The organism is Idiomarina sp. D18, from assembly GCF_057748155.1.
In genome coordinates this window covers 203745-230382 of the sequence record NZ_CM173240.1, presented here as the reverse complement: position 1 = coordinate 230382, position 26638 = coordinate 203745, and the positions used below count along the sequence as shown (strand labels likewise).

Below are 26638 nucleotides of genomic sequence, written 5' to 3'. Positions count from 1 at the left end.
AATGGTAGGGAGCTAGCGTGACAAATTTGTGACAATTGCAAGCTGTCATCAAATCTTCATATTAGAGTAACTCAACTGCAATGTACGAAGTTAAGTTAATGGGCTGCTTTTACAGCCCATATTCCATCGCAATTTCATCGCAACAGTGTTTCTTAGGGCACAACTCACAGTCTTTCATTACCTTTTCTGGTAACTGTGCTTTATCGCACAGCGTAAAGCCTTGCTGCTTAAAAAAGTCAGGCACACGGGTCAACACAATCACGCGCTTTAATCGGATCTGACGCGCTTTCTGACACAAATGCTCAACCAACATACGACCTTGACCTCGCACCTGGCTTTGTGGATTGACTCCCAACGAACGTATCTCAGCTAAGCCCGTGGTATAGATATAGAGCGAAGCACACCCAGTGACTTTGCCATCGACTTCAGACACGGCAAATTCATTGATTGAGTGCACAATATCATCTTTGGCTCGTGGCAGGTTTTCGCCGGCACCCGCCCAATGACCGACCAAGCCGACAATCGCATCAATATCATCCAGCGTAGCATCACGAACCTTAATACGCAGACCTTGCTGAAGCTTCTTAAGCGCAGCTTGTGTCTGTTCGATGCTGGTGCCCCCGAGTGCATTACGTTTTGCCAATAACGCCTCAATGCTCAACCATTCATAAACGTCAGGCTCAATCACCGAATGCACTGCTTGCAACGTACTAAGAGGCAAATCTTCGAGCGGTTGCTGGTGCTTAAGCGCTAACTGCACGCATTCCCCTACCACTTCATGCGCGGTACGAAATGGAACGCCTTTGCTAACCAAATAATCAGCAAGCTCAGTCGCATTTGAATAGCCGCCCTTCGCTGCTTGCAGCGCCCGCGACTGATTTACAGTGAGACCGTTTACGCATTGCTGCGCAATATCGATAGAGGCGCCCCATTGAGTGTAGCTGGCAAATATGCCCTCTTTGTCTTCTTGCATATCTTTGTTGTATGCCAACGGTAGTGCTTTCAATGTCATCAGCAGGCCCACTTGCGCGCCTACCACACGTCCCGACTTACCGCGAATAAGCTCAAGCGCATCGGGGTTCTTTTTCTGCGGCATCAGTGAAGAGCCGCTACTCACATCATCGGCTAATTCAACAACCCCCGCTTCACCACTGGCATAAAAAATTAAATCTTCAGCCATGCGAGAGAGATGAATCATCGACAGCGAAGCCACCGATAGCAGTTCGACAATAAAATCGCGATCGGATACGGCATCTAAACTGTTCGCCGCCGGCGTGCTAAAACCCAAACGATGCGCCAAATCTGTTCTATCGACCGGATAAGCCGTACCGGCTAGAGCGCCCGATCCGAGTGGACACACGTTGATACGCGCTAACGCATCTTTTAACCGTGCCTGGTCGCGCTTAAACATCTCGACATAGGCTAAGCACCAGTGCGAAAATAGTACCGGTTGTGCGCGTTGCAAATGCGTATATCCAGGAATCACCGTTGTTGCCTCGCGCTCGGCTAAATTAGCCAGCGCTGCAATCAGTTGCTCAAGTCGCTGCCATTGGGTCTCGACCTGCGCTCGGCACCACAGTCGAATATCGGTGGCGACTTGGTCATTACGGCTACGACCTGTATGCAGTTTTTTACCCAGATCGCCAATGCGTTCGATCAGCTGACGTTCAATAAAGGCGTGAATGTCCTCATCACCCGCCACCGCGACATCACCTAAGCACCCACTCCAGTGTTGTAAAATGTCATGCAATGCATGCTGTATATGGCTGTACTCATCGGTCGTTAACACGCCCACCTGTTGCAGCGATTGCGCCCAGGCAATACTGCCCCGAATATCAAACTCAAGTAGTACACAGTCAAATGGCAGGGAGTCATTAAACTGCTGAAAGGCTTGGCTGGGAGGCGCACTAAACCGGCCTCCCCAAAGTCCCTTGGTCATATTCGCCTCCTACACTTTTGCCGTTTGTTTTAACGCGCGGATACGGCTCGATAATGAATAGAGGCGAATAAAGCCTGCGGCATGCTTTTGGTCATAAACATTATCGGCACCGAAGGTGGCAAACGCCTCGCTGTAAAGAGAATAAGGAGAACACTTTTGCGTGACAGTAACATTACCTTTATAGAGCTTAATCACGACTTCACCGGTTGCCACTTGGTTCAGACTTTCGGCGGCGGCTAACACCGATGCTTGGTTAGGGGTAAACCAACGCCCATCGTAAAGCAACTGCGCAAATTGCTCGCTTAACTGTGTTTTCCATGAGCGCGTCATTTTATCGAGCACCAACTCATCAATGCCACGTAAAGCGTGCATCATGATGGTCCCCCCCGGCGTTTCATAGCAGCCACGGCTTTTCATACCCACTAGACGATTCTCGACAATATCAACGCGACCAATACCATGTTTCGCACCCAGTTTGTTCAGTTGTTCAAGGCATTTCAGAGGCGACAACGCTTCACCATTAACACTCACCACAGCGCCTTGCTCAATCGCTAGACTGATATACTCAGGTTCATCGGGTGCTTGTTCAGGTGAGCAAGTCAATGTCCAGACTTCATCACTCGGTTCACACCAAGGATCTTCAAGCTCACCTCCCTCATGTGAGATATGCCACGCGTTGGCATCGCGACTATAGATTTTCTTGAGTGACGCAGAGCAGGGAATATTACGCTCTGCAAGATAAGCAAGTAAGCTCTCCCGACTACTTAAGTCCCACTCTCGCCAAGGCGCAATCACCGTCAGTTCAGGCGCCAGCGCGGCGTAGCAAGACTCAAAGCGGATCTGGTCATTACCTTTGCCAGTACAACCATGCGCTAAGGCATCCGCATTGACTTTACGTGCCAATTCTACTTGCGCTTTGGCGATTACCGGACGAGCCATCGCCGTGCCAAGTAAATAGCTCTGCTCGTAGACGGCACCGGTTTTCAGGCTTGGATAAATGTAATCGGCTGCAAACTCATCTTTAAGATCAACAATATGACACTCGCTAGCGCCGGAGGCTTTTGCTTTTGCTTCCACGCCTTCGAGTTCTTCTGCCCCCTGCCCTACGTCTGCGACAAACGCCACCACCTCACAGCCGTAGTTTTCACGCAACCAAGGCACAATGACAGATGTATCTAAACCACCAGAATAAGCCAATACTACTTTGTTCATTGTTTGCTCCTTAGCTCGCGTGTTGCAGGGTCAGTGTGTTTTTAGGGTTAAGTAAAAGATGAAGCAGCGCATTTTGTGCAAATAGCCGATTTTCTGCCTGCTTAAGACACAGTGAATCGTCGCTATCCATCACTTCAGAAGTGATTTCGTAATCACGATGGGCGGGTTGGCAATGCATCACGGCATTCGCTCCGAGCCGTTTAATGAGGGCGGCGTTCACCTGATAAGGCATAAAGGTGGCTTTAACCTCATCAAGGCTTTGCTGTTGTCCCATCGAAACCCACGTATCGGTATAAACAACATCGCTCTGCGCGCAGGCCTCAGGATCATGAATTTGTTTGACCGAGCCAACCCCTGCTTGGTTGAGTTGGTCGATATCGGCCGCACTGAGACCATGTTCAACAGGGGTTACTAACGTGACATGCATGCCGAGTAGACAACCATAAAGTGCCAGCGAACGCGCCACGTTGTTACCGTCTCCCCAGTAACTCAGCGCTTTACCACTCACATCGCCATAGTGCTCAACCAATGTAAGACAGTCAGCCAAGGCTTGGCACGGATGAAACTGGTCGCATAGGCTATTAATCACAGGCACAGAGGCATGCTTAGCCAACTCTTGTAAAGTTGCATGGTGATTCACGCGTGCCACAATAGCATCGCACCAACATGAGAGGTTTTTTGCGTAATCCGCGATGGTTTCGCGTTGCCCGAGTTGGCCGTTTTGCTCGTCGAGGTAAACGCAATGGCCACCTAAGCGTTGGATACCCACATCAAGCGATAGTCGTGTGCGCAAACTAGGCTTCTCAAACAACGTCACGATGCTTTTTCCAGCTAGACTCTGAGTAAATTTTTGCGGCTGTGACTTTTGCTCAATAGCCGTATCTATCAACTGTATTAGTTGGCTTTGGGTAAGCTCATTACCCGTTAAAAAATGTGTGTTCATACGAATCTCAAATATTAAAAAACTAAGGATTAATCAATGTGCCGGAGTGATGACGGGTGTCGCACGAACACCCGCAGATTCGCACTTGTTTTTGTAGGAATTGAGCAACGTTTAGCGCCTGCTCAACTTTGAGTCGCATGCCACCCATGAGAGTGCCCGACTGGATAAGCTGTTCGATACTGTCACTATCGAGTTGCGCGATAGGTTGTTGTTGGTCGTCAAGCACCGCAGGTACATCGCTGACAAAGGTAAGGGTCGCGGAAAGCGCTTTAGCGAGTCCCGCTGCCGCCTCATCAGCGTTTACATTAAGCCACTGGCCTCGGCTATCAAATCCGACACAGCTCACGATAGGTAGGTGCTTCTGCTCTAATAACGTCAGTAATAACTCACTCACGTCAAAGGGCTCAATACAATGACCCGTCATACCCAATTCGGGCTGCCCTTGTTGGACGCGCAAACCCGTTTCAAATAACGTTAGCCCGACCGGCTTGAGTGTTTGTTTAATTGCCATGCCCAGTAGCTGCTTATTAACGGTGCCGGCGAGTGCCCCCACAATCAGCGGCATTTGCTCTGCCATACTCACACGTAAACCGTGATACTTAACAACTGACAGATTCAACTTGGCAAACAAGTCGTCAACCTGCTGGCCACCGCCATGAACGATAAGCGTGGGCTCTAAGTTTTGTTGCTGAGCAATATGTTGAAACAGCGTCGTTAAACCTTGCGGATCATCAAGTACACGCCCACCGAGTTTGATGACATTCATAGCGGTACGCCCTCCTCACTCGGTAAACCCAACTTTAAGTTGAAGCATTGCAGAGCCTGACTAGCAGCGCCTTTGAGTAAGTTATCAATGGCACTGAAGATCACCAACGCGTTGCCATTCAAATGCCAGCCGATATGACACCGGCCGCTATTAACCACATCGTTCAGTGCCGGGTATTCACCCTCGGCTATGTGAACGAGGGCGCTGGCTTGATACACGTCGAAAACTGATTTTAATTGCGCCTGAGAAGGCGCCTCATTGAAGTAGATAGTAATAGTCGCAAGTATGCCCCGCTTAAAGTCACCTAAGTGAGGCAAAAACAGCGTATTCAGTCCACTGTAGTAATCAATTTCTGGCTGATGACGGTGAACACCGGCCTTGTAGCCTTGTAGCGATAGCTCCGCGGCTTGGGTTTTGAGGCTTACGGAACGACCCGCGCCGGTCACGCCTGACACCGCGTTAATGACGGTATGATTTATTTGGTGGTTAAACACTGCAAGCGGTTTGAGCGCCAGCAGACTAGCGGTGGGATAGCAACCCGGCACAGCTATCCAGCGGGCATTATCAAACCCTTCATCTAGCCATTCCGCTAATCCATAGACAGCTTTAGCTAATGCCTCAGTTGCTGGGTGTTCAAAGCCATAAAAGCGCGGATATAAATCTGCAGTGGGCAACCGGAAGCCGCCTGACAAGTCAAACACTGTTGCCGTTAACTGACTCAGTTGGGCATACCATTGGCAACTCACTTCGTGCGAAGTACATAAGAACACGGCATCGGCATTTGCCAAAGCATCCGTAACCGTGCCTACGGGCAAACCGAGTAAAGGTAGATCAACACGCCCCTTAAAACGCGGGTAAAGCTGAGCAATAAACTTATCACGATCATGACTTTGCTCAGATACATATAGCGTCAGCTCACCGACAAGCGGGTGATCATTTAACAATGACACCAATTCGGCGCCCGCGTAACCACTGGCACCGATGACCACCACATTCTGGAGTGAATATTTTTTTGCTGACTGCTTTCTTTCCATCTCAAAGTCTGCTTACTTATTTGCATCTGGCTGAATTTGTATGCAGACTAACTGAATAAATATATTTATGCAACTTTTATGGATAATTATCTATGTCGATTCCATCCTTTTTTAAAATGTATCAAGCGCTGATAGCTCGCCCATCGATCAGCTCCCTCGACGCAAGCTGGGATCATTCCAATAAAGCAGTTATCGAGTTACTGGCGGATTGGTTGGAACAATTGGATTTCAATATCGAAATTCAGCCGTTAAAAAATAAGCCCAATAAGTTTAACCTCTTGGCCACTAGGGGTGTTGGCTCAGGCGGACTATTGCTCTCTGGACACACAGACACGGTGCCCTATGATCAGAAACGTTGGAATTTTGACCCTTTCAAACTGACTGAACAGGACAACCGCTGGTATGGCTTAGGTGCTATTGATATGAAAGGCTTTTTCGCCTTTATCATCGAAGCACTGCGTGACTTACCGGCTAACCAGCAAACCAAGCCGATTCAGATTCTCGCCACGGCCGACGAGGAGACAACCATGGACGGTGCGCGTCAGCTCAATCATTTTAGTCAGCTCAAGCCCGATCACTGTATCATCGGAGAACCCACTGAAATGCGCCCCATTCGAGCGCATAAAGGCCATTTAACTGAGTCAATACGAGTTACGGGTCGCTCTGGACACAGCTCAAACCCAACCTTAGGCATTAACGCAATTGAGATCATGCATCAGGTTATCAGTCAGCTATTGGAATTCCGCAATGGCATTTCGCATAAATATTCAAATAAGTTATTTGAAATTCCATACCCTACTTTGAACCTCGGAGCCATTCATGGTGGCGATAACGCTAACCGCATTTGCGGTTGTTGTGAGTTGCATATCGATATTCGTCCATTACCTGGGATGTCACTCGCCGATCTGTACAGCGAGCTCAATACTGCACTCAAGCAACTGATGCTCTCATCACCGGGAACAATAGAGCTGACTTCGATGCATCCACCTATTCCGGGATTTGAGCAAGCGGAAAACTCAAAATTTGTGCAGTTAACAGAACAAATTTCTGGTGTTCAAGCAGAAGCGGTCAATTACTGCACCGAAGCTCCATTTATTCAACAACTAGGCTGCGACACGCTGGTGCTCGGGCCCGGGTCAATTAAACAAGCGCATCAGCCCGATGAGTTCTTAGATTTAAGCACCATTAATCAAAGCCAGCAGGCCATAAATAATCTCATTCGACGCTTATGTTTTTAGCATTTGCAGCCGATACAACTGTATTAATTTTTGATTAGGTTTTGAGAGGTTATTTCATGATTCGACAATATTCGGTGGGGGTGCGTGCCGCAGGTGCGTTTGGCTTAATCGGTCTACTTCTGCTTGCACTCGGTTTATTCGCACTCGACCGCTTGTCGAGCGTCGTTGAGCAAATGGATTTCATTACTGATGAGCAAGTCCCTGCTATTGATAACGTCAATGATCTCGACCGCGAGTTCTTGCGCGTGCGCGTACATTCAGCCAACGTCGCGGCGTATATCAATGACGAACAGCGGAAGCAGGCCTATGTAGAACGGTTAGACGATGCGAACCAAAGTTTAGAACGTAACCTTGATGAATATGAGGCTTTACTCAACGATGCTGAGAGCAAAAAGCTTTTCAAGGAACTCAAAGCCAACTTAAACGAATATTGGCAACTCAACGATCAGTTTATGCAACTGGTTAATGCCAAGTTAGTCGAGCCTATTGCGTCCCTACGTGAATCGACGATTCTGCCATTGACCAATAAAATATCGACCAACTTAGATAAGCTACTTGCTCATGAAATGGAGCTCATTAATACAGCAACTGATACCGCGGGTGACGTATCAAGTGCCGCATTCACAGGTATTGTTGTCGCTTTGGTGGTGGTATTGGTATTGACTGTACTGTTCGCTTGGGTGTTGACTCAAAGTATCGTCAAACCGATACAACAAGCCGTCGATTTCTCAAAAACAATTGCCGAGCGTGACCTCACTCATAGTATTGAAATTGATGGTAAAGACGAGCCTGCGCAGCTGCTCAAACAATTGCGTAAAACCCAAGAAGAGCTGCGCCAATCCATCGGTCACATTGCTCAGTCTTCGCAACAACTCGCTTCGACTTCGGAGGAACTCAGTTCCGTTACCGAAGATTCGACACGCACAATCCAGCAACAAACCGAAGAACTCGAGCAAGCGGCGACTGCAGTCAATGAGCTCACCACAGCGGTTGAAAACGTAGCGCAAGATGCGCAAAGCGCGTCTGAAGCTTCAGAGGCAGCCGATGAGCAAGCCCAATTTGGTAACGACCGAGTGGCCAAGACGGTCACCGCTATCGAAGAGTTATCACAAGAAATTGGTGATTCATCAAGTAATGTTACAGAACTGGCTGACAAAGTTACTGGGATCACCAAAGTACTTGAAGTTATTCGAGGCATTGCCGAGCAAACTAACTTACTCGCACTCAATGCAGCTATCGAGGCTGCTCGCGCCGGTGAGTCGGGCCGTGGTTTTGCGGTAGTCGCTGATGAAGTGCGGTCATTGGCCCACAAGACTCAACAGTCAACGGTCGAAATTGAAGAAATGGTTTCAGCCATAAACGAATCCAGTGACCGTTCAGTTTCTACTATGAAGCAGAGTCTCGAACGCGCTGCCAAAACACTCGATATCGCGCGTGAGGCTGGGACTGCGTTGAAGCAAATAGCGACCGCCGTGAGCGAAATCAATACGCACAATACGTCGATTGCGAGTGCATCAGAAGAACAAGCAAACGTAGCGCGTGATGTTGATAAGAACTTAGTCAGTATTCGCGACTTATCTAATTCCACCGCCTCAGGTGCTGAGCAAACCAGCGCTTCGAGCCAAGAGCTATCGCGGTTAGCGGTTGAGTTGAATAATTTAGTCGAGCGCTTCAAAGTGTAAGACTCAATGTGCGGGGATAGATGTCCCCGCACAATTTTTAATCGCCTAGAGACCATAAGTAAAATAAGTATAGAAAATAGCCACCATCATCCGTATAAATTAGACGAATATCACACCCCACTCTAAGCTGAATCTGTGTTAACAAACTACTAACATCAGGTTCAGGTTATGACATCTCGACTTTCATTTAATGCGAAATCAGTGCCCCATCAAGCGCGCTTATTTACGCCACAATTTATGTCCTATTTTGCCGACTTGTGCGAACGCTTCATGCCACGTCATGCAGAATTGCTAGATACTCGGTCAAAAAGACAACAGCGTATCGATGCAGGCGAACTACCCGACTTTGATCCGAGCACCCAAACCATTCGCGAGGGCGATTGGCATATTCGCCCATTACCCAAAGATCTGACTCGTCGTCGCATTGAAATCACCGGTCCGGTTGATCGTAAAATGGTTATTAACGCTCTCAACGCCAATGTTGACTGCTATATGGCCGACTTCGAGGACTCCCAATCACCGACTTGGGATGGATTGCTCGACGGCCAAGTTAATTTAATTGACGCCAACCGCAACACGCTGAGTTACCAAGACCCTAAGAGCGGCAAAGCATACAACGTGAACCCCAACCCCGCGCTGTTAATTGCGCGGGTACGTGGATTACATCTGCCAGAAAAGCATTTGTGCTTTGAAGATACGCCCGTGCCGGGCGCTCTGCTTGATTTTGCATTGTATTTTTACCACAACTATCGCGTCCGATTAGATGAAGGTACGGGCGTCTATTTCTATTTGCCCAAATTAGAACACAGTAGCGAAGCACTGTGGTGGAGCGACGTGTTTCACTACTCGGAACAGCGTTTTCAGCTCAAGCCGGGTACCATTCGTGCCACTGTACTTATCGAAACACTACCAGCCGTTTTTCAGATGCATGAAATTTTGCATGCACTTCGTGACCATATCGCAGCCCTCAATTGCGGTCGTTGGGATTATATTTTTAGTTATATAAAAACCCTGAAAAACCATCCTGACCGAGTGCTCCCTGATCGCCAGCAAGTCACCATGTCTAAGCCGTTCCTTAACGCTTACTCTCGCTTACTGGTATATACCTGCCACAAACGGGGCGCGCTCGCAATGGGCGGTATGGCGGCGTTTATTCCGAGTAAAGATGCCAGTGAGAATGAACAAATTCTCGCTAAAGTCGCCAAGGACAAGCAGCTCGAGTTTGATAATGGCCATGATGGTACTTGGATTGCGCATCCTGGACTTGCCGACACCGTTAGCGCGATATTTGTAGACCAGCTCAGCGGCGATAATCAACTGCATGTCTTGCGTGAGCAAGATCACGCCATCACTGCATCACAGTTACTCACCCCATGTGACGGTGAGCGCACTGAGGCAGGCATGCGCACCAACATCCGAGTTGCATTGCAATATATCAGCGCGTGGCTCGATGGTCGCGGTTGCGTGCCTATATACGGATTGATGGAAGACGCAGCTACCGCAGAAATTTCGCGGGCATCAATTTGGCAGTGGATAAAGCACGAAAAATCCCTCAGTAACGGGACTTCTGTCACTAAGGCTCTATTCAAACAATTCCTCGCCGAAGAAGCAGCGAAAGTGAAACAAGAAGTGGGCGAATCGATGTGGCAACAGCAGCCTTTTGATAAAGCGGTCGCGTTACTCGAAGCCATTACAACCGCCGATGAGTTAGTGGAGTTTCTCACACTGCCCGGCTACCAACAACTTGATTAATTAACCAGACAACAGGACAACATCATGACTTTATCAACACAACAAGCAGAACAAGCTAAAGCGCTTGAACAAAGCTGGAAAAACGATGCCCGTTGGGCACAGGTTAAACGCCCCTATAGCGCCGAAGAAGTGGTAAAGCTTAGAGGCTCATTGCAAGTGCAACACACATACGCGCAACACGGCGCCGACAAACTATGGCGCTTGATTAACGGTGAAGCTCAGCAAAAGTTTGGCAAAGACTACGTCAATGCACTCGGCGCTTTGACCGGTGGTCAAGCGGTTCAACAAGTCAAAGCGGGATTACAGGCGATTTACCTCTCCGGCTGGCAGGTTGCAGCTGACAATAACTCGTCACGCAATATGTATCCTGATCAGTCGCTCTATCCGGTCGATTCTGTACCAACTGTCGTTGAGCGCATCAACAACTCGTTTGCTCGTGCTGACCAAATTCAATGGTCAAAAGGTATCAGCCCAGATGATGAGCAATACATTGACTATTTTGCGCCTATCGTCGCGGATGCCGAGGCAGGCTTTGGTGGGGTATTAAACGCCTATGAATTGATGAAGCGTATGATTCAATGTGGTGCGGCGGGCGTGCACTTTGAAGATCAGTTAGCGTCAGTTAAAAAGTGCGGCCATATGGGTGGTAAGGTTTTAGTACCTACCCAAGAGGCGGTGCAAAAACTCATAGCAGCGCGTTTTGCGGCCGATGTTGAGGGCGTCCCCACCTTGATCGTAGCACGCACCGACGCCAATGCCGCCGACCTGCTAACGTCGGACTTCGACGATAACGATAAACCATTCGTTACCGGTGAACGCACCGCTGAAGGTTTTTACCGTGTGAAACCCGGTATTGAGCAAGCTATTTCGCGCGGTCTTGCTTATGCGCCTTATGCGGATTTAATTTGGTGTGAAACAGCCAAGCCTGACCTCGACGAGGCACGTCAATTTGCCGAGGCGGTGCATGCTAAGTATCCGGGCAAACTCTTAGCCTACAACTGTTCACCTTCGTTTAACTGGAAGCGCAACCTCGACGATGCCACTATCGCGAAGTTCCAACGCGAACTGGCTGCCATGGGCTATAAGTTCCAGTTCATTACCTTAGCGGGTGTTCACAACATGTGGTATCACATGTTTGAGCTCGCACACGACTATGCTCGTAACGATATGTCAGCGTACGTTCGTCTGCAGCAACAAGAATTTGATGCAGCAGAAAAAGGTTATACGTTCGTGGCTCACCAACAAGAAGTCGGTACTGGCTACTTTGATTCACTCACTAATGCGATTCAAGGTGGTAGCTCATCTGTCACCGCATTAACCGGTTCAACTGAAGAAGACCAGTTTAAAACGACCGCGTAAAGCGTAAATCGGCAGCGTACGGGAAGATATCTTTAATTACCCCCTCCTTGATATCTTGCTGGCGCTGCCGCCAATACATCGGATCAACCAACTCTGGATGAGCACTTAACAGGAGTTCGCGGTAGCGTGGCTGTGGCACCGCGAATATGGCCAACTGTTCGGGAAACACATCGTCCGGCGCAAAAGACACTTCATGATCGGCTTTAGCGAGTGACTTAAAATTCATATCAGTGAGGTAACGCACCTCGTCATAGTCATAAAAAACCACGCGCTTGTGGCGTGTCACACCGAAGTTCTTCAACAGCATATCGCCGGGGAATATATTCGCCGCGATCATATCTTTAATCGCACGACCATAGTCATCGATAGCCGCTGCCTGTTCAGCCTCACTGGCATACTCTAAATACATGTTGAGCGGTATCATACGACGCTCAACAAAACACTGGCTAATCACCAGTAAATCGCCTTCGAAACGAGTACTGCCACCAACGGTCGTTAACAGCTCGTCCATTAAATCATCGGCAATACGGTGCTTAGGAATCGCTACATCAGAGAACTCGAGCGTATCTGCCATACGTCCTACACGGTCGTGCTGTTTAACCATGCGATAGCGTTCGATCACCGTATTCCGGCCGAAGCCTTTGGTATCGCCTAGCTCGTCCTTAATCACTTTAAACACGTAAGGGAACGATGGCATTGTAAATACCGTCATCACCATTCCTTTTACCCCAGGCGCTGCGCTAAGTTGCTCATTGGAGTTGGCAAGTTGCTTTAAAAAGTCACGGTAAAACTCAGTCTTAGCCTGCTTATGAAAGCCAATTGAAGAATAGAGCTCGGAAAACGTCTTGCGCGGCATGAGTTGTTTCAGAAAGCGTACTAATGCCGATGGAGCCTCGGTTTGCACCATAAAATACGAACGCGCAAAACCAAATATCGCCGCCATTCTGTCCGACTGAGTAATAAAGGCATCCACATACAACCGCCCCTCGGGATTAATCAAAATAGGTACAATAAACGGATAGCTGTGTTGTTGCGTTACTATGCGGCCAACTACGTACGCCGCTTTATTTCGATAAAAGGGCGTTTTCAGTACGTCGATACGCACTTCGTGCGGTTCAACTTCATCTTCTATAGCACGTTGCAAAAACGTAGCGCGCAACTGTTCGACATCATGTTTAAGGTTCTCGAAGGTATCCCCTAAGCCTAAATCTAAAAATAACTGTTCTAATGTTTGGGTGAAGCCTTGATAGACAGGGAAATAAGACTGATAAACGTGCTCAATAGGAACCGGGGTGCGTTCCTCTAACGTCGACTCGACAAAAATAAAAGCATTGTGAAAATACTGACGCTCAAACGCACGACAGAACACCGAATTATAAAAAGTTTCGGCTAAATCCGCTTGCGGATGAAACTGCAACAGCGACTGGTAGCGTTGCCGGACGCTCAACCATAAGGCTTCATCAAATTGCGTTTGATACTGCAACAACTCATCGCTGGTTAGCGCCACTTGTTTGTCATAGTAACTTATCCGCTCTGCCGCCGCGCCAATAACGTCCTGCCAACGTTGCGCTAAAAAGCGTTCAGCAGCGCCCTGCGTAAGCAATTGAAAGCGACTAAAGTGGCTGTGAAAGCCCGCTAAGATAAGTCGCGCAAGTTCATCGGCTCGGTTTAAATCAGTGCTCATTCAGCTTTTTCTCGCGGTTGATATATCTGCTTACATTCTTACACACATCAAAATACAACCCTTTTCTCTCTTATAGCGACTTATTAATCAAGTTAAATCAGAGGGAACCTTATGACTAAGATATCAGACACCAGCGGACAAGACGTTGTTCGCGCTCCTAAAAAAACACCTTGGATCAAATGGGGGATGGGCGGTATTGCCGCTGCGGCCCTTATCGCTGTGAGTATTCCGATGCTCACCACCTGGTCTTCAGCCGAGGCGGCTGTAGAGTCAAGTGAGCTGCGCTATGCAACCGTAGAGCAAGGCAACTTTACGCGCGATGTATCGATTCAGGGCAAAGTGGTTGCTGCCGTGAGTCCCACTTTGTATGCGCCAGCTGAAGGGGTGATTACTTATCACGTAGGAGCAGGTGATGCGGTGGAGCAAGGCCAAGCATTGGCGACCATCGAAAGTCCCGAGCTAAAAAGCAAGCTCGAGCAAGAACAGGCGAGTTTAGCCAGCTTAAAAATGGAACTGGACCGCCAGCGCATCAACTCCAAAAAAGCGGCTTTAGAAAATCAAAAGTTGGTTGATTTAGCACACGTCACCCTAACGGCCGCGGATCGCGAAAAGCGCCGTGCTGACAGAGCTTGGGAAAAGCAAGCCATCAGCGAAATCGACTATGAAAAAGCGCAAGACGAATTGGATAACGCCCAAGTCGTATACAAGCACGCGGTGCAGGATGCCAAACTCAATAGCGAGAGCTTGGCTTTCGATATTCAGTCGCTGCAACTTAAAGTGGACCGCCAACAATTACTCGTGAACGAATTGCAACGTCAAGTCGATGGTTTGACTATCGCTTCGCCAGTTAACGGTATTGTGGGTAACTTAGAAGTCGATCAAAAGAATCAAGTCGCCAAAAACCAAGCCGTGTTGGGTGTTGTCGACTTATCCGAGTTTGAGGTAGAGCTCGGTATTCCAGAAAGCTACGCCGATGACCTCGCCATTGGTATGGCGGCTGAAATCAACTACAACGGCCAACTCCATAAAGCCACTCTCGTCGCGGTTTCGCCTGAAATTCGCAATAACGAAGTCATCGGCACATTGCGTTTCAGCGAAGACACACCCGCGGGGCTGCGCCAAAACCAACGTTTAACGAGCCGCATTATTCTCGACCAAAAAGACGACGTGATGACTCTGCAGCGGGGACCTTTCCTGCAGAATCAAGGTGGTCGCGTTGCTTACGTGGTTAGCGACGGTATCGCACTAAAAACGCCTATTCAAACAGGCGCTAGTAGCCTATCAAAAGTGGAAATCATTTCGGGTCTGAAGGTCGGCGATCGCGTCATCATTTCTGATACTCAATCATTCAACGGTGCCGAAAGCGTCGTTATCAATCAATAAGGAATACACCATGCTTGTAATGAACAACATCACTAAAGTATTTCGCACAGAGACTGTCGAAACCCACGCACTTAAACAGTTTAGCCTTACCGTTAATGAGGGCGATTTCGTTGCGGTCACCGGTCCTTCAGGCTCTGGCAAAACCACCTTTTTAAATATCGCGGGTTTACTCGAGTCGTTTGATGACGGCGAGTACACGCTTGACGGACGCTCAGTTAAGAACCTTAACGACAAGCAACTCTCGCAACTGCGGAACGAAAAAATTGGCTTTATCTTTCAAAGCTTCAATCTCATTCCAGATCTCAATTTATTTGATAACGTCGACGTACCACTGCGCTATCGCAAACTGAGTAAAGCTGAGCGCAAAGAACGTATCGAACATAGCTTGGATGTCGTGGGTCTCGCCAACCGTATGCGTCACCTACCATCACAACTCTCGGGCGGACAGCAACAGCGCGTTGCGATCGCTCGCGCGTTAGCGGGTAACCCGTTGTTTCTACTCGCCGATGAACCCACCGGTAACCTCGATAGCAAAATGGCCGACAGTGTCATGAGTTTGCTCGAGGAAATTAATCAGTCCGGAACGACGATTGTCATGGTCACCCATGACTTGTCACAGGCTGAACGAGCCCATCGCCACATTCAAGTGTTAGATGGGCAAGTCACCGAGCAAAAGCGCGGTGCGCCTGAACTCGCCACAGTGAACGCATAGGAGGCGCTTATGTGGTTATATTATACTCGACTTGCTTGGCTCAGCTTAAAACGTCATCCGCTGTTATCACTACTCATGAGCGGTGCTATTGCCTTGGGCATTGGCGCTGCAATGACGACGATTACTATCAATTACTTAATGTCGGCGGATCCTATCCCTGAAAAAAGCGACCGCTTGTTTTATGTACAGTTAGATAATTGGTCACCTAATGAACCCTATGACGAGCCCAATGAGCCACCCGATCAGTTAACGTACACCGACGCGACCGCACTAAAAGCGCAAGCGCCTGCTCAACTGCAAACCGCTTTAGCGCAGTCGGGTGGTGTTATTGAACCACAAGGCTTAGGTAAAGAACCGTTCTTGGCACGCTTGCGCCTCACCCACAACGACTTTTTTACCATGTTCAATGCACCCTTTTTATATGGTCAAGGCTGGAGCGATAGCGCAGATGAGACGGGCGACAGAAGCATCGTGCTGAGCAAAAGCGCCAATGAGGAGATCTTTGCTGGCGAAAATTCAGTGGGTCGCACGGTCAGGTTAGAGGGTAAAGAATTTCGTGTGGTCGGCGTGCTCGATGAATGGGTACTTAAACCTCGTTTTTACGATGTCACGACCGGTGCGTTTAACGAAATGGAAGATGCTTACTTACCGTTTAAGCTAAAAGAAACGATGGAGCTTCCTAACAGCGGCAATACGAACTGCTGGAAGATGCCCGAGGGAGAAGGCTTTAAATCATTTTTGACCTCTGAATGCGTGAACTTTCAGTTCTGGGTACAGCTCGACAGCGCGCAAGAAAAACAAGAGTACATGAGTTTTCTCAACGCGTATGTCGAAGAACAAAAGAAACTTGGTCGTTTCCCGCGTCCTCTGAACAATCGGCTTACCGATGTCATGGGTTGGATGGAGCATGAGAATGTGGTTGATGACGATGCTGAAGTGATGATGTATCTGTCGCTTATGTTCTTAGCCGTATGCTTACTGAATACTATCGGGCTATTACTGACCAAGTTTAGCTTTAAAACCGGCGAAATCGCACTGCGACGTGCGGTAGGCGCAACCCGCATGCAGCTCTATCAGCAACAGTTGGTAGAAACCGTATTCATTGGCGTTGCCGGCGGTATCGGTGGCCTTATTTTGGCCGCATTAGGTCTGCTGGGTATTGAATACTTATACGGTGATCAGGTCAAAGACCTTGCCTCACTCAATCTGCCGCTGCTGGGTATCGGTATTTTGCTCGCCATCATAAGCAGTGTATTGGCCGGTGCCTACCCAACCTGGCGCACTTGTCGTATTCCGCCTGCTTCACAACTTAAATCAGAGTAATTAAGGAGATAATTATGAGTCAGATAGGACCCATTTTCAGAGCTCTGATGCGCAATAAAGTCGGTGCCCTGCTCATCGCGCTACAAGTGGCTGTGACCATGACTATTATCGTCAATGCGATACACCTTATTAATGCCCGCGGCGATCTCATGGGTCGTTCATCAGGCCTTGATGAAGCCAATCAGTTTTACGTGACCAGTGTCGGTTATGCCAATGATTTTGATGCGCCGTACGTGATCGATACCGACTTGGACGGCATCCGCCAACTCCCGAGTGTGGATGATGCGGTACAGATTAATGCGATCCCGATGAGCAACGGTGGCTGGTCGATGGGCTTACAAACCAAAGCCGGTGAAGGCGAAAACTCGGTGCCAACGGCACTCTACATGACCGATGAGCATGGACTGAATACGCTCGATGTTGAGTTGATTGCTGGCGAGAACTTTAAAGCCACCGAAATCAGTTATCGCGACCGCAACACTCGGGATTGGCCGCAGTCAGTAATACTGACCGAAGCGTTAGCAAAGAGTTTATTTCCTGACTTGAGCCCAACAGAAATCGTTGGCCAAACCGTTTACATTCAAAGTAATGAGCCGTTGACCATTATCGGTATTATGGATCATTTACAGGCTCCATGGACGGGCTGGACAACGGTCAATCACTCGATGCTTGTACCGAACAAATTCGACTCGCCGTACTCGCGTTATCTAGTGCGAGCTAAGCCAGGACAACGTGAACAAGCCATCGAGCAAGTTGAACAGTTTATGAAACAGCGCGAAGTGGGGCGTATGGTCAGAGAAACTGAAACCATGACACAGGTGCGTATGGATAGCTATCGCGGTGACTCTGCGTTACAAGCCATTCTGTGGACCATCATTGTAGTGCTCTGCATCATCACAGCTTTGGGTATTGTCGGCTTAGTCAGCTTTTCCATTAACCGTCGCCGCCGCCAAATTGGTACACGTCGGGCACTTGGCGCACAAAAAGCTGACATCATGAGTTATTTCCTCACCGAGAACGTGATGATTACCAGTGTTGGCGTGCTACTGGGCATCGCTGGCAGTATTGCGCTCAACATGTGGCTTGTTTCGAGTTTTAACTTACCAAGACTGAGCTATATCTACTTACCTATCGCCATGATAGCCATGTGGGCAATAGGCTTGTTCGCAGTATGGGGACCTGCCTTGCGTGCTGCGCAAATATCGCCCGCTATCGCAACCCGTAACGTATACCACTAGCGTTACACATTCATAACATTTATAATCCCGATACATGCTTTGTATCGGGATTATTGCGTTTTATGAACACCATCAAGGACATCGACCTTAACCTCTTAGTTTATCTAGACGTGCTGTTGCGAGAACGCAACGTCACCCGCGCAGCAGCACAATTAAATATTACTCAACCCGCCATGAGTAATGGGCTAAAACGTCTACGCAACCTCCTCAACGATCCGATTTTAGTTCGAACATCCGATGGCATGACACCCACTCAAAGGGCTTTAGACATGCAGGAGTCCTTGCGTACAGTGCTTTACTCTGTGGAAGAAATGATCCAGCCCGTACGCGAATTTGATGCGCCAACTAGCAAGCGCGTTTTTCGCATCATGGCATCGGACTACGCGGCGTCAACACTGATGCCGCGATTACTAAGTCAGCTTGAAGAGCAGGCACCTCATGTATCCTTAGATATCATGACACCCAGCGATATCAGTTTTCACGACGTTGAAAATGGTAAAGTCGACTTAGCCATTAATCGCTTTGAAAAACTACCGCAGTCGTTTCATCAAAAAGTACTGTGGCAGGATGAATTCTCTTGTCTCATCCATCGTGAGCATCCGCTACTAAATAGCTACACGTTAGACGAGTATTTAAAAGCCCAGCACGTATGGGTATCAAAAACAGGCTTTGGCGTGGGCGTCGGTATGGACCCTCAAGACGTACAGAAGCTGGGTTGGGTTGACGAAGCTTTAGCAGAGCTGGGTAAACGTCGACAAATTAAAGTATTTACCCGCAACTACCACGTCGCTATGTACCTGGCTCGACAAGGACTGATTGCCACGCTGCCGACCCGAGCAGCCGCTTTATACAAAGATGACGATCACTTGGTCACGAAAGAACCACCGTTTCGCATTCCCGGGCTGACCTTGACCATGATCTGGAGCCCTTTACTCCAGCATGATGCTGGGCATCGTTGGTTCCGCCAACTGGTCGCCGATACAGCAGCAAACGAAGCCTTTTGATGAAGGGTTCGACAATAATTCCCACTATTGTATAGTGGGATTATAAGCAATCGGTAAATAAAGTCATGGTTGAAACACTTGAGAATATACTCTTGCAGGTTTCTAAGTCGCCCATTATCGACGAAGGAAAACTCGAACAAGCAACCCAACTGATTATTAAGTCAGTGATTCAAGGTTTAGCTATTAATCGTGTTGGCATCTGGTTATACGATGATGAAAGCGCCTGCATTACCAGTACTTACTTATTGGATGCAGATGATGGCGAACAATCACCTTCGACTATTTGCGCGAATAATTTCCCCCATTACTTTGCTGCGCTCAAACGCGAGCGAACTATCATCGCTAATCGTGCATCAGATCACCCTGCCACCAATGAGCTTACTGATTACCTGAATAAATTCGGTATTGTCGCGATGCTCGATGTGCCGCTAAGGCATCGAGGTAAAATGATCGGGGTCTTATGTTGCGAGAGCTCTCGCGCTAATCGTTCCTGGACCGAAGACGAAGTGGCTTTTGTCGGCATTCTTGCTGATATCTACGGTCGCGCCGTCAGTGCGGCAGAGCGTGTAAAATACGAACAACTGCTGATTAAACACAACGAGGATCTCGAGCAGCGTGTTGCCGAACGTACACAGTCCTTAGAGGACGCGCTTAATAATTTTAAACAAGCCCAAGATCGTCTCATTGAAACCGAAAAAATGGCGGCTTTAGGTAAGCTTGTCGCGGGGGTTGCACACGAGGTCAATACGCCATTGGGCATTGCCGTAACTGCCACAACACATTGCGAACATCGCCTTAAAAAGCTTAAGCAAAGCTTTGAAGATGGTAAAATATCCCGCAACGCGCTCACGCAGTATATCAACGACACGCTTGATGCATATACATTAATGAACAGTAACCTAGAACGCGCGGCTAGCTTAATTCAAAACTTTAAACGTACCGCTGTAGATCAGTCGAGCTTCGAGCTGGTTGAGTGTTCGTTGGGTGACTACATTAGTTCACTTGTGATCAGCCTACGACCCATGGTGAAGAAGAAGAAAGTCACTATCCAAACGCACTGCCAAGAGGAGCTAACCATAAAAACATACCGCGGTGCACTCGCTCAAGTGATCACTAACTTGATCAGTAACTGTGCTGAGCATGCGTTTAAGACCCCCGATGAAAACCACCACATTGATATTTTCGTAGAAAAACAAAATACCGATGCGGTGGTGCGGATTATCGATAATGGAGCAGGAATCGAGCCCGATATTCAGCATAAAATATTTGAGCCGTTTTATACCACAGCTCGGGACGATGGCGGTTCAGGTTTAGGCTTATCGATTGTCTATAACCTAGTGCAACGTAAGTTAAATGGAACCATTGATGTGCAATCGCAACTAAATAAGGGAACCACCTTTACTGTGCGTTTACCTAATATCATCGACTGAACATAAGAGTGAAAGAAGTATCATGCTACAGAAACTAAAAACTTGGTTAAGTACCCGCGTTGCCGATGACAGCGACACCCGTCCGCACTTTGGCAGCTTAGATGCAAACGAAACGCTGAGTGTTATTTTAATGATGGAAATAGCATTGGCTGATGGCAAGTTTGAACAGAGTGAACACGACTACTTAATCCATGAACTGAAGCGTGATTTTGACCAAGCGCCTGAAGCAGCGGAAGAAGTCATCAACCACGCCAAAATACATGTCCGCGACGCGGCTTCACTACAAGAGTCAACCGCACCGCTGAAAGCACTTGCTTACGCAGACAAGGTTGTACTGCTTGAGTCTCTATGGGAAGTTGCTTATGCCGATGGTGAGCTCGATCCGCTAGAGGAAAGTATGCTACGTAAACTCGCCGACTTGCTGTATATAGACCACTCAGACTATATCCGTTGTAAATTGGCAGCTGAAGAGTCGGTTGGATGAAAAAACCTCACTGGCTCTTACTCATCGGTTTAACGTCCTTTGCATTATCCGCGGCGGATACAAAGGATGCGTTAACCGTCGGGTTGGCCAAGGGCTATGAACCCTATCAGTTTGTTAATGGCAAAGGGGTAGCGAGCGGTTTTGATATTGATGTGGCAAAAGCCGTTTTTGACCAACTAAAAGTCAGTTACCAATTTAATGCGTACAGTTGGGATGATGTGATGAGTCTGCTACGCCACAATGCCTTAGCCATCGCAGTGGGTGCCGAAGTAAGTGCAGCACGAAAACCCTATTTTTTGTTCACCGACGCGTATTATACCCGTCAACCCGCACTACTGACCCTGGCTGAGAATAGACAGATCAGGCGTGTTAAGGATTTAATCGGTCAACATATCACCGGCGACCGCCACTCATCCTTGGAGGCATATCTCAGTCAACTGGGCGTAAAAAGTCAATTTCGCATTGAACAGATGGCGTCGAAGGAAGAGGCAATAAATGCCTTAGCCAAGGGTCATGTGAAAGCTGTGATTATGCCCAAGCGCGTTGCGCTTTACCTTGCCGATAAGGTCGGGATCAAGCTAAAAGTGCTGTGGCAGTCTCCACAACCTACGCAAGTGGCTTTTGGTGTTTCGAACAATAACCCCGAATTGGTCAACCAAATTAATGACGCCCTTGATGCACTGCGTGCCGATGGCACTTTGCAACGCATCAAGGACCACTGGTCGATTAATGACCCTGTTGATTAGCCGCTTCTAACTCATCGTGCAATCGTTGAGCTTCGTCTGCACGCGGCTTAGTAAAGCGCGCTAGCCAAAGGTATAGAACGGGCGTCAGATATAGCGTAAACACCGTCGCCAAACCTAAACCGCCGAAAACGACCCAACCAATTGAGTTGCGCGCTTCCGCACCCGCTCCGGTTGAGAGAATCAACGGCAGCCCACCTAAAATAGTGGAGACCAAGGTCATCATGATAGGACGTAAGCGAATAGATGCCGCTTGCTCTACCGCATCGCGCACCGACAGTCCGCGGTCACGTAATTGGTCCGCGAACTCGACCAACAATACCGAGTTTTTCGCCAGAAGACCTATCAACATCACTAAGCCGATTTGCGAGTAGATATTAAGTGAAATGCCTGTCAGCGCGAGCGCATAAATGGCCGCCGCGATACCGAAGGGCACCGTCAGCATCACTACAAAGGCACTATTTACACTCTCAAACTGAGCAGCAAGTACTAATAACACAATCAAAAATGCCAAAATGTAAGTCATTGCCACTTCGCGATTGGTGTCTTCGAATGTTTGTGCCTCGCCCAAGAAAATAAGTCCCATACTATCGGGCAACACGTCCTGAGCGATGGCACGTAATTCGTCAGTCGCCTCAGATAACGGATATTCTGGCGGAATTTCAACTTCGACCTCAATGGCGCGACGTTGAGCATGTCGCTCGAGCTCTGCTGAGACCCCCTCCTCGACAATTTCTGCGACACTCGAGATAGGCACTAACTCACCGGACGTCGATGACACGTAAAGGTTCTGCATATCTTGTGGCGACTTAATCGAGCTTAAACGGGTCTGTAAAATCACCGGGATCTGTTGGTCACCGACGTTCAAATCCGCCACATCATCGCCGTTGATAGCCGCACGTAACGTCGACGAAACATCATTTAATGATACGCCGAGCTCAGCGGCTCGACGACGATCGATTTTAAAGCGCAGCTGCGGCTGCGTTGGCTGATACGAAATATTTGGGTTGGTGTATGTTTCAGAACGTTCCTGAATCGCCGCGGTGAACTTACGCGCAGCTTGGAAAATATCACCATAACTTTCACCGGTAATCGCCATCTGCACTGCACCGCCACCTTGACCACCGCGGACGTTTAGTGAGTTGCTACCAAACGCACGACCGGGCGCGCCAGGATTTTGTCCAAGCGGTCCACGTATTTCGTTGATCACTTCCTGCTGAGTAATATCGCGTTCTTCCCACGGATACATGTTGGCGGTAATAAACACAATATTCGGGTCCCATTGACCTACCACTGTATACAATGTCTCAAACGCGCCGTTTTGTTGATAAGGAATCAGTACTTCCTCTAACGCGCGTGCTTGGCGATCCATAAAATTAAGACCAACACCGTCGGGACCTCGTGCGAAAATACGGACGACACCTCGGTCCTCATTCGGTAACAGTTCACTCGCTACATTATCGTAAACAAATACCGCCCCAGTTGCCGCAACTATTGAGAATGCCACGATCAGCCAAGAGGTATTGAGCGCCCACTTGAGCGTGCGCTCGTAGCCGGTTTTAAACCAATCGCCGATGGGACCAAAAATATTCTTCTTACCGGCATTTTTGGGGAGTCTTGCGGTAAATGCTGGAACGAGAGATAACGCCACGAATGACGAAATAATCACAGCCGCCGCAAGGACACCACCAAACTCTCGGAATAATCGACCCGCAGTCGAAGGAAGAAACGCGATAGGTACGAAAACGGCTGCTAATACGGCAGTGGTAGCAACAACAGCGAAAAACACTTCGCGTGTCGCCAATACCGCTGCCGCTCTGCTTCCCAAGCCCATTGAACGACGTCGTTGAATATTTTCAGCAACCACGATGGCATCATCAACAATCAGTCCAGTGGCGAGTACGAGAGCAAGCAGGGTCAGTATATTTATCGAGAAACCCATCAACCAAATAGCCGCAATCGCGCCAAATAAGGCAACAGGTATCGACAGCGCCGGCACGATGGTTGCACGAAATGAACCAATAAAGACCCACAACGTTGCGACAACCAACGCGATGGTTATTGCCAAAGTCGTTACCACTTCAGCAACCGACTTGCGAATAAATAATGCGTCGTCGTTAGTGACGGTCATTTCCATATCCGGGAAACGATCACGTAAACGTTCGAGCATCGCCAGCGCTTGATCAGAGATTTCAATCGTATTTGAACCCGCTTGGCGAATAACCCCCACGCCGACCACTGGCTTGCCATTTAGGCGTACAAAACTGTTCGCATCCGCAGGACTAAAATAAGCTTGAGCGACATCGCCAATGCGCGTATCGCCCGAAATTATAATGTTTTCGACTTGCTCGGCATTAATTGAAGTAGCATCGGCACGAATAATAATACGTTGATCCGTTGAGCGTAAGCTCCCTGCAGGCACATCAAAAGGAGCCTGACGCAATGCATCGGCGACATCCGTTACCGATAGCCCGAAACTCGTCAAACGTAGCGGATCAAGTGCAACGCGTAGCACGCGCTCACGGGCACCGTTAAGCCGAACATCCGCTACGCCCTCGATAGACAAAAACTCGGGCGCGAAATCTGTTTCTAACCGGCGTGTTAACTCTTCTAAACTCAACTTATCACTGGAGACGGCAATATCTAGGACTGCGCGCGCATCATCGTCTGCTTTTACAACGTTTACTTGTTCAACATCTTCGGGTAGTTCTCGTCGGACTTGGTTCACTGCTTCACGAACTTCGGCAGCCACAACATCAAGGTCGACACTCGGCTGGAACTCAACCACGGTACGAGCGGAGTTTTCTTCTGACTGCGAACGAATCGATTTAACACCAGAAACACGAGCAGCGGCACCCTCTAAAATACTCGTCACTTCAGCGTCGACAGTCTCGGGAGCACCACCGGGCAATGTTGCGCGAACAGTGACTACGGGTTGGTCGACATCCGGCAATTCACGCACTTCAACACCCATCAGAGCCGCGATGCCTGCAAGCGCAATTAAAATATTAAGTACAACAATGAGGACAGGTCGACGAATCGAGACCGAAGGTAAATCATTACCTTCGTGCGCGGGCAAATTTTGCTTGTCAGACATTACTCGACCACCTCTTCAGTGCTCGCATCTAGTTCGCTCATCTCATACTTAATCGGTTGGCCATCACGTAAGCTCTGCACACCCTCAACAATGAGCGTGTCGTCACGATTAATATTGCCTGATACTAATACGCGTCCCTCGAGTCGCTGTTCAATCTGTACTTCGATGCGTTTCGCTTTACTGTTTTCAGCAATCCAAATGTAGGGATTATCTGCACCCCATGACAGCGCGACTTCGGGAATCGACGCAAACTCCTCGCCTGCGAGTTCTATCGCTGTGCGAAAACTAGTGCCCGGCAGGAAGTCATCATTTTTGTTATCAACTTTCGCACGCGCTCTAAACATCCGCGTCGTAGGATTAATACGGGAATCGAGTTCTACTATTTCAGCATTGACAGGCTGTCCTGAATAACGCCATGGCTCCACCTCTAGAGTGACACCGGGCTTAAGCAAATAAACTGCCGCTTCAGGAATTTGGAAATTGATGAGCAACGTATCGCGGTCATCAATCGTCGCGATTTGCGTCTGCTCATTGATACGATCACCCTCTTCAACATCAGTAATGCCTACAATGCCATCAAAGGGTGCAATAATTTTTCGATCAGCTATCTCGGTTTCTACGCGATCGACTTCCACTTCCGCCAAATCACGCAACAAAATAGCATTATCAAGCTCGGACTGTGGCACCGCTCCTTGTTCGAAGCTTTGCTTCAAACGTTCTACTGTGCGCTCGGCATCTTTTAAACTGATTTGCGCCTGTCGCAAAGCGACTTGCTCACGTCGGTCGTCCAGTTGCACGAGTAAGTCGCCTGCTTGCACACGGTCACCCGGTTCAAAATTAACCTGAGTAACACGCTCACTGACCGGTGAAAACAACGTGACAGCGCGCTGTGCTTCGGCGGTACCTACAGCTTCGACACGGTTCTTTTCATTTTCAAATTGAACCGGCGCAACATTAACAAGCGCTTCACGCGCACCATAGCTCTGAGCCGTTGCTCCAGCCGATGCAACCAATAATGAGACTAACGCAGTAACCTGCAAACACCATGTAAAACGTTTCATAATTCCCTATAAAAACCCGCGGGTGCAAAGCAGCCGCGGGCTTTTTTAACTCGCTTGGATTCAGTTTATTGAGTCAGTTTGAACTGACCTTTCATGATCGCCGAGTGACCTGGGAATGTGCAATAGAACATATAGTCACCGTCTGCACTCATTCCTTCAGTAGAAAAAGTCACACTCGTGGATTCACCACCACCGATAACATCAGTTGCAGCAATCACTTTATCCGAGTCAGGCACATAGTTGTTATCTAAGCCTGCCGACATGCCTTGTTGCACCACTGACTGCATATCGCTTGATTGACTCAAAACCCAGTTGTGGCCCATTACTTTCTTACCCATCTTACCTGAGTGCTTCAAAGTAAGGGTTACTTCAGAACAGCTAGCAGGTACAGAAAGTTCACTTTTATCATAACGCATGTTATCTGAACCAGTGATTGTAAGTTCACATTCGTTAGCAAGTGCAGAGTTTGCGACTAACAACACTGAACCCGCGATTAAAGCTTTTAACAAACGCATTGCAATACCTCTCATTTTGAGACCAAAATACACTCAGAT

General features: G+C 48.5%; 21 protein-coding genes. 12 read left to right on the top strand and 9 right to left on the bottom strand.

Going from position 1 to position 26638, the window contains the following annotated elements:
- Nucleotides 1–109: 109 nt before the first annotated feature.
- The 5 genes from argH to argC are packed head-to-tail and all read right to left on the bottom strand — an operon-like array spanning nucleotide 110 to nucleotide 5894.
- Entirely contained in the window at nucleotides 110–1939 is a 1830-nt protein-coding gene (gene argH / locus AC3AP5_RS01025) for an argininosuccinate lyase (RefSeq protein WP_487326913.1), read from the bottom strand.
- Between the two features lie 9 nt (nucleotides 1940–1948).
- Nucleotides 1949–3151 (bottom strand): argininosuccinate synthase, encoded by a 1203-nt coding sequence (locus AC3AP5_RS01020; RefSeq protein ID WP_487326912.1) that lies wholly within the window; start codon nucleotides 3149–3151, stop codon nucleotides 1949–1951.
- 10 nt (nucleotides 3152–3161) lie between these two features.
- Entirely contained in the window at nucleotides 3162–4094 is a 933-nt protein-coding gene (locus tag AC3AP5_RS01015; RefSeq protein ID WP_272978046.1) for an ornithine carbamoyltransferase, read from the bottom strand.
- A gap of 22 nt (nucleotides 4095–4116) precedes the next feature.
- The gene (gene argB / locus AC3AP5_RS01010; RefSeq protein WP_487326911.1) at nucleotides 4117–4860 is read right to left on the bottom strand and encodes an acetylglutamate kinase; all 744 of its coding nucleotides are present in this window, start codon (nucleotides 4858–4860) and stop codon (nucleotides 4117–4119) included.
- Complete coding sequence (gene argC / locus AC3AP5_RS01005) at nucleotides 4857–5894, bottom strand: N-acetyl-gamma-glutamyl-phosphate reductase (protein ID WP_272978045.1); 1038 nt, start codon at nucleotides 5892–5894, stop codon at nucleotides 4857–4859. Before argC ends, argB begins: the two co-directional genes overlap by 4 nt.
- 92 nt (nucleotides 5895–5986) lie before the next feature.
- Between argC and argE the strand changes: the two genes are divergently transcribed.
- The 4 genes from argE to aceA all read left to right on the top strand — a co-directional run bounded on the left by argE (nucleotide 5987) and on the right by aceA (nucleotide 11925).
- Entirely contained in the window at nucleotides 5987–7132 is a 1146-nt protein-coding gene (gene argE, locus AC3AP5_RS01000) for an acetylornithine deacetylase (RefSeq protein ID WP_487326910.1), read from the top strand.
- Nucleotides 7133–7188: 56 nt separating this feature from the next.
- A complete protein-coding gene (locus AC3AP5_RS00995; RefSeq protein WP_348660732.1) occupies nucleotides 7189–8814 on the top strand; it encodes a methyl-accepting chemotaxis protein in 1626 nt (541 codons plus the stop codon).
- A 168-nt stretch (nucleotides 8815–8982) separates the two neighbouring features.
- Entirely contained in the window at nucleotides 8983–10566 is a 1584-nt protein-coding gene (aceB, locus tag AC3AP5_RS00990; RefSeq protein ID WP_290615139.1) for a malate synthase A, read from the top strand.
- A 24-nt stretch (nucleotides 10567–10590) separates the two neighbouring features.
- On the top strand, nucleotides 10591–11925 hold the full coding sequence (aceA, locus tag AC3AP5_RS00985) for an isocitrate lyase (protein WP_487326909.1): 1335 nt from the start codon (nucleotides 10591–10593) through the stop codon (nucleotides 11923–11925).
- Here the strand turns inward: aceA and aceK are convergent.
- Nucleotides 11909–13609: a bifunctional isocitrate dehydrogenase kinase/phosphatase gene (gene aceK / locus AC3AP5_RS00980; RefSeq protein WP_487326908.1), complete on the bottom strand. Its 1701-nt coding sequence runs from the start codon at nucleotides 13607–13609 to the stop codon at nucleotides 11909–11911. The two genes, aceA and aceK, sit on opposite strands and share 17 nt — an antisense overlap.
- 111 nt (nucleotides 13610–13720) lie before the next feature.
- On the opposite strand from aceK, the gene AC3AP5_RS00975 reads away from it, so the two are divergent.
- The 8 genes from AC3AP5_RS00975 to AC3AP5_RS00940 all read left to right on the top strand — a co-directional run bounded on the left by AC3AP5_RS00975 (nucleotide 13721) and on the right by AC3AP5_RS00940 (nucleotide 21929).
- On the top strand, nucleotides 13721–14992 hold the full coding sequence (locus AC3AP5_RS00975) for an efflux RND transporter periplasmic adaptor subunit (RefSeq protein WP_290486020.1): 1272 nt from the start codon (nucleotides 13721–13723) through the stop codon (nucleotides 14990–14992).
- 10 nt (nucleotides 14993–15002) lie between these two features.
- The gene (locus AC3AP5_RS00970) at nucleotides 15003–15704 is read left to right on the top strand and encodes an ABC transporter ATP-binding protein (RefSeq protein WP_006956284.1); all 702 of its coding nucleotides are present in this window, start codon (nucleotides 15003–15005) and stop codon (nucleotides 15702–15704) included.
- Between the two features lie 9 nt (nucleotides 15705–15713).
- Nucleotides 15714–17027, top strand: a complete 1314-nt coding sequence (locus tag AC3AP5_RS00965) for an ABC transporter permease (protein WP_272978040.1) — start codon at nucleotides 15714–15716, stop codon at nucleotides 17025–17027.
- A gap of 14 nt (nucleotides 17028–17041) precedes the next feature.
- On the top strand, nucleotides 17042–18265 hold the full coding sequence (locus tag AC3AP5_RS00960; protein ID WP_272978039.1) for an ABC transporter permease: 1224 nt from the start codon (nucleotides 17042–17044) through the stop codon (nucleotides 18263–18265).
- A gap of 62 nt (nucleotides 18266–18327) precedes the next feature.
- On the top strand, nucleotides 18328–19269 hold the full coding sequence (locus tag AC3AP5_RS00955) for a LysR family transcriptional regulator (protein ID WP_071464094.1): 942 nt from the start codon (nucleotides 18328–18330) through the stop codon (nucleotides 19267–19269).
- A 65-nt stretch (nucleotides 19270–19334) separates the two neighbouring features.
- Entirely contained in the window at nucleotides 19335–20699 is a 1365-nt protein-coding gene (locus AC3AP5_RS00950) for a GAF domain-containing sensor histidine kinase (RefSeq protein WP_272978038.1), read from the top strand.
- A 22-nt stretch (nucleotides 20700–20721) separates the two neighbouring features.
- A complete protein-coding gene (locus AC3AP5_RS00945; protein ID WP_006956289.1) occupies nucleotides 20722–21183 on the top strand; it encodes a tellurite resistance TerB family protein in 462 nt (153 codons plus the stop codon).
- Nucleotides 21180–21929 (top strand): substrate-binding periplasmic protein, encoded by a 750-nt coding sequence (locus AC3AP5_RS00940; RefSeq protein WP_487326907.1) that lies wholly within the window; start codon nucleotides 21180–21182, stop codon nucleotides 21927–21929. The genes AC3AP5_RS00945 and AC3AP5_RS00940 overlap by 4 nt, the downstream gene beginning before the upstream one ends.
- Here AC3AP5_RS00940 and AC3AP5_RS00935 read toward each other — a convergent pair.
- The 3 genes from AC3AP5_RS00935 to azu all read right to left on the bottom strand — a co-directional run bounded on the left by AC3AP5_RS00935 (nucleotide 21910) and on the right by azu (nucleotide 26599).
- Nucleotides 21910–25023 carry an efflux RND transporter permease subunit gene (locus AC3AP5_RS00935; RefSeq protein WP_487326906.1) on the bottom strand — a complete coding sequence of 1038 codons (3114 nt, stop codon included), beginning with the start codon at nucleotides 25021–25023 and terminating at the stop codon, nucleotides 21910–21912. The two genes, AC3AP5_RS00940 and AC3AP5_RS00935, sit on opposite strands and share 20 nt — an antisense overlap.
- Nucleotides 25023–26084 carry an efflux RND transporter periplasmic adaptor subunit gene (locus tag AC3AP5_RS00930; RefSeq protein WP_006956292.1) on the bottom strand — a complete coding sequence of 354 codons (1062 nt, stop codon included), beginning with the start codon at nucleotides 26082–26084 and terminating at the stop codon, nucleotides 25023–25025. The genes AC3AP5_RS00935 and AC3AP5_RS00930 overlap by 1 nt, the downstream gene beginning before the upstream one ends.
- Nucleotides 26085–26149: 65 nt before the next feature.
- Entirely contained in the window at nucleotides 26150–26599 is a 450-nt protein-coding gene (azu, locus tag AC3AP5_RS00925; protein WP_006956293.1) for an azurin, read from the bottom strand.
- Nucleotides 26600–26638 lie beyond the last annotated feature (39 nt).

What these genes read in the sequence shown, in the direction of transcription:
- argH (WP_487326913.1), bottom strand. Translation starts at nt 1,939, where the DNA reads ATGACCAAGGGACTTTGGGGAGGCCGGTTTAGTGCGCCTCCCAGCCAA.
- AC3AP5_RS01020 (WP_487326912.1), bottom strand. Translation starts at nt 3,151, where the DNA reads ATGAACAAAGTAGTATTGGCTTATTCTGGTGGTTTAGATACATCTGTC.
- AC3AP5_RS01015 (WP_272978046.1), bottom strand. Translation starts at nt 4,094, where the DNA reads ATGAACACACATTTTTTAACGGGTAATGAGCTTACCCAAAGCCAACTA.
- argB (WP_487326911.1), bottom strand. Translation starts at nt 4,860, where the DNA reads ATGAATGTCATCAAACTCGGTGGGCGTGTACTTGATGATCCGCAAGGT.
- argC (WP_272978045.1), bottom strand. Translation starts at nt 5,894, where the DNA reads ATGGAAAGAAAGCAGTCAGCAAAAAAATATTCACTCCAGAATGTGGTG.
- argE (WP_487326910.1), top strand. Translation starts at nt 5,987, where the DNA reads ATGTCGATTCCATCCTTTTTTAAAATGTATCAAGCGCTGATAGCTCGC.
- AC3AP5_RS00995 (WP_348660732.1), top strand. Translation starts at nt 7,189, where the DNA reads ATGATTCGACAATATTCGGTGGGGGTGCGTGCCGCAGGTGCGTTTGGC.
- aceB (WP_290615139.1), top strand. Translation starts at nt 8,983, where the DNA reads ATGACATCTCGACTTTCATTTAATGCGAAATCAGTGCCCCATCAAGCG.
- aceA (WP_487326909.1), top strand. Translation starts at nt 10,591, where the DNA reads ATGACTTTATCAACACAACAAGCAGAACAAGCTAAAGCGCTTGAACAA.
- aceK (WP_487326908.1), bottom strand. Translation starts at nt 13,609, where the DNA reads ATGAGCACTGATTTAAACCGAGCCGATGAACTTGCGCGACTTATCTTA.
- AC3AP5_RS00975 (WP_290486020.1), top strand. Translation starts at nt 13,721, where the DNA reads ATGACTAAGATATCAGACACCAGCGGACAAGACGTTGTTCGCGCTCCT.
- AC3AP5_RS00970 (WP_006956284.1), top strand. Translation starts at nt 15,003, where the DNA reads ATGCTTGTAATGAACAACATCACTAAAGTATTTCGCACAGAGACTGTC.
- AC3AP5_RS00965 (WP_272978040.1), top strand. Translation starts at nt 15,714, where the DNA reads ATGTGGTTATATTATACTCGACTTGCTTGGCTCAGCTTAAAACGTCAT.
- AC3AP5_RS00960 (WP_272978039.1), top strand. Translation starts at nt 17,042, where the DNA reads ATGAGTCAGATAGGACCCATTTTCAGAGCTCTGATGCGCAATAAAGTC.
- AC3AP5_RS00955 (WP_071464094.1), top strand. Translation starts at nt 18,328, where the DNA reads ATGAACACCATCAAGGACATCGACCTTAACCTCTTAGTTTATCTAGAC.
- AC3AP5_RS00950 (WP_272978038.1), top strand. Translation starts at nt 19,335, where the DNA reads ATGGTTGAAACACTTGAGAATATACTCTTGCAGGTTTCTAAGTCGCCC.
- AC3AP5_RS00945 (WP_006956289.1), top strand. Translation starts at nt 20,722, where the DNA reads ATGCTACAGAAACTAAAAACTTGGTTAAGTACCCGCGTTGCCGATGAC.
- AC3AP5_RS00940 (WP_487326907.1), top strand. Translation starts at nt 21,180, where the DNA reads ATGAAAAAACCTCACTGGCTCTTACTCATCGGTTTAACGTCCTTTGCA.
- AC3AP5_RS00935 (WP_487326906.1), bottom strand. Translation starts at nt 25,023, where the DNA reads ATGTCTGACAAGCAAAATTTGCCCGCGCACGAAGGTAATGATTTACCT.
- AC3AP5_RS00930 (WP_006956292.1), bottom strand. Translation starts at nt 26,084, where the DNA reads ATGAAACGTTTTACATGGTGTTTGCAGGTTACTGCGTTAGTCTCATTA.
- azu (WP_006956293.1), bottom strand. Translation starts at nt 26,599, where the DNA reads ATGCGTTTGTTAAAAGCTTTAATCGCGGGTTCAGTGTTGTTAGTCGCA.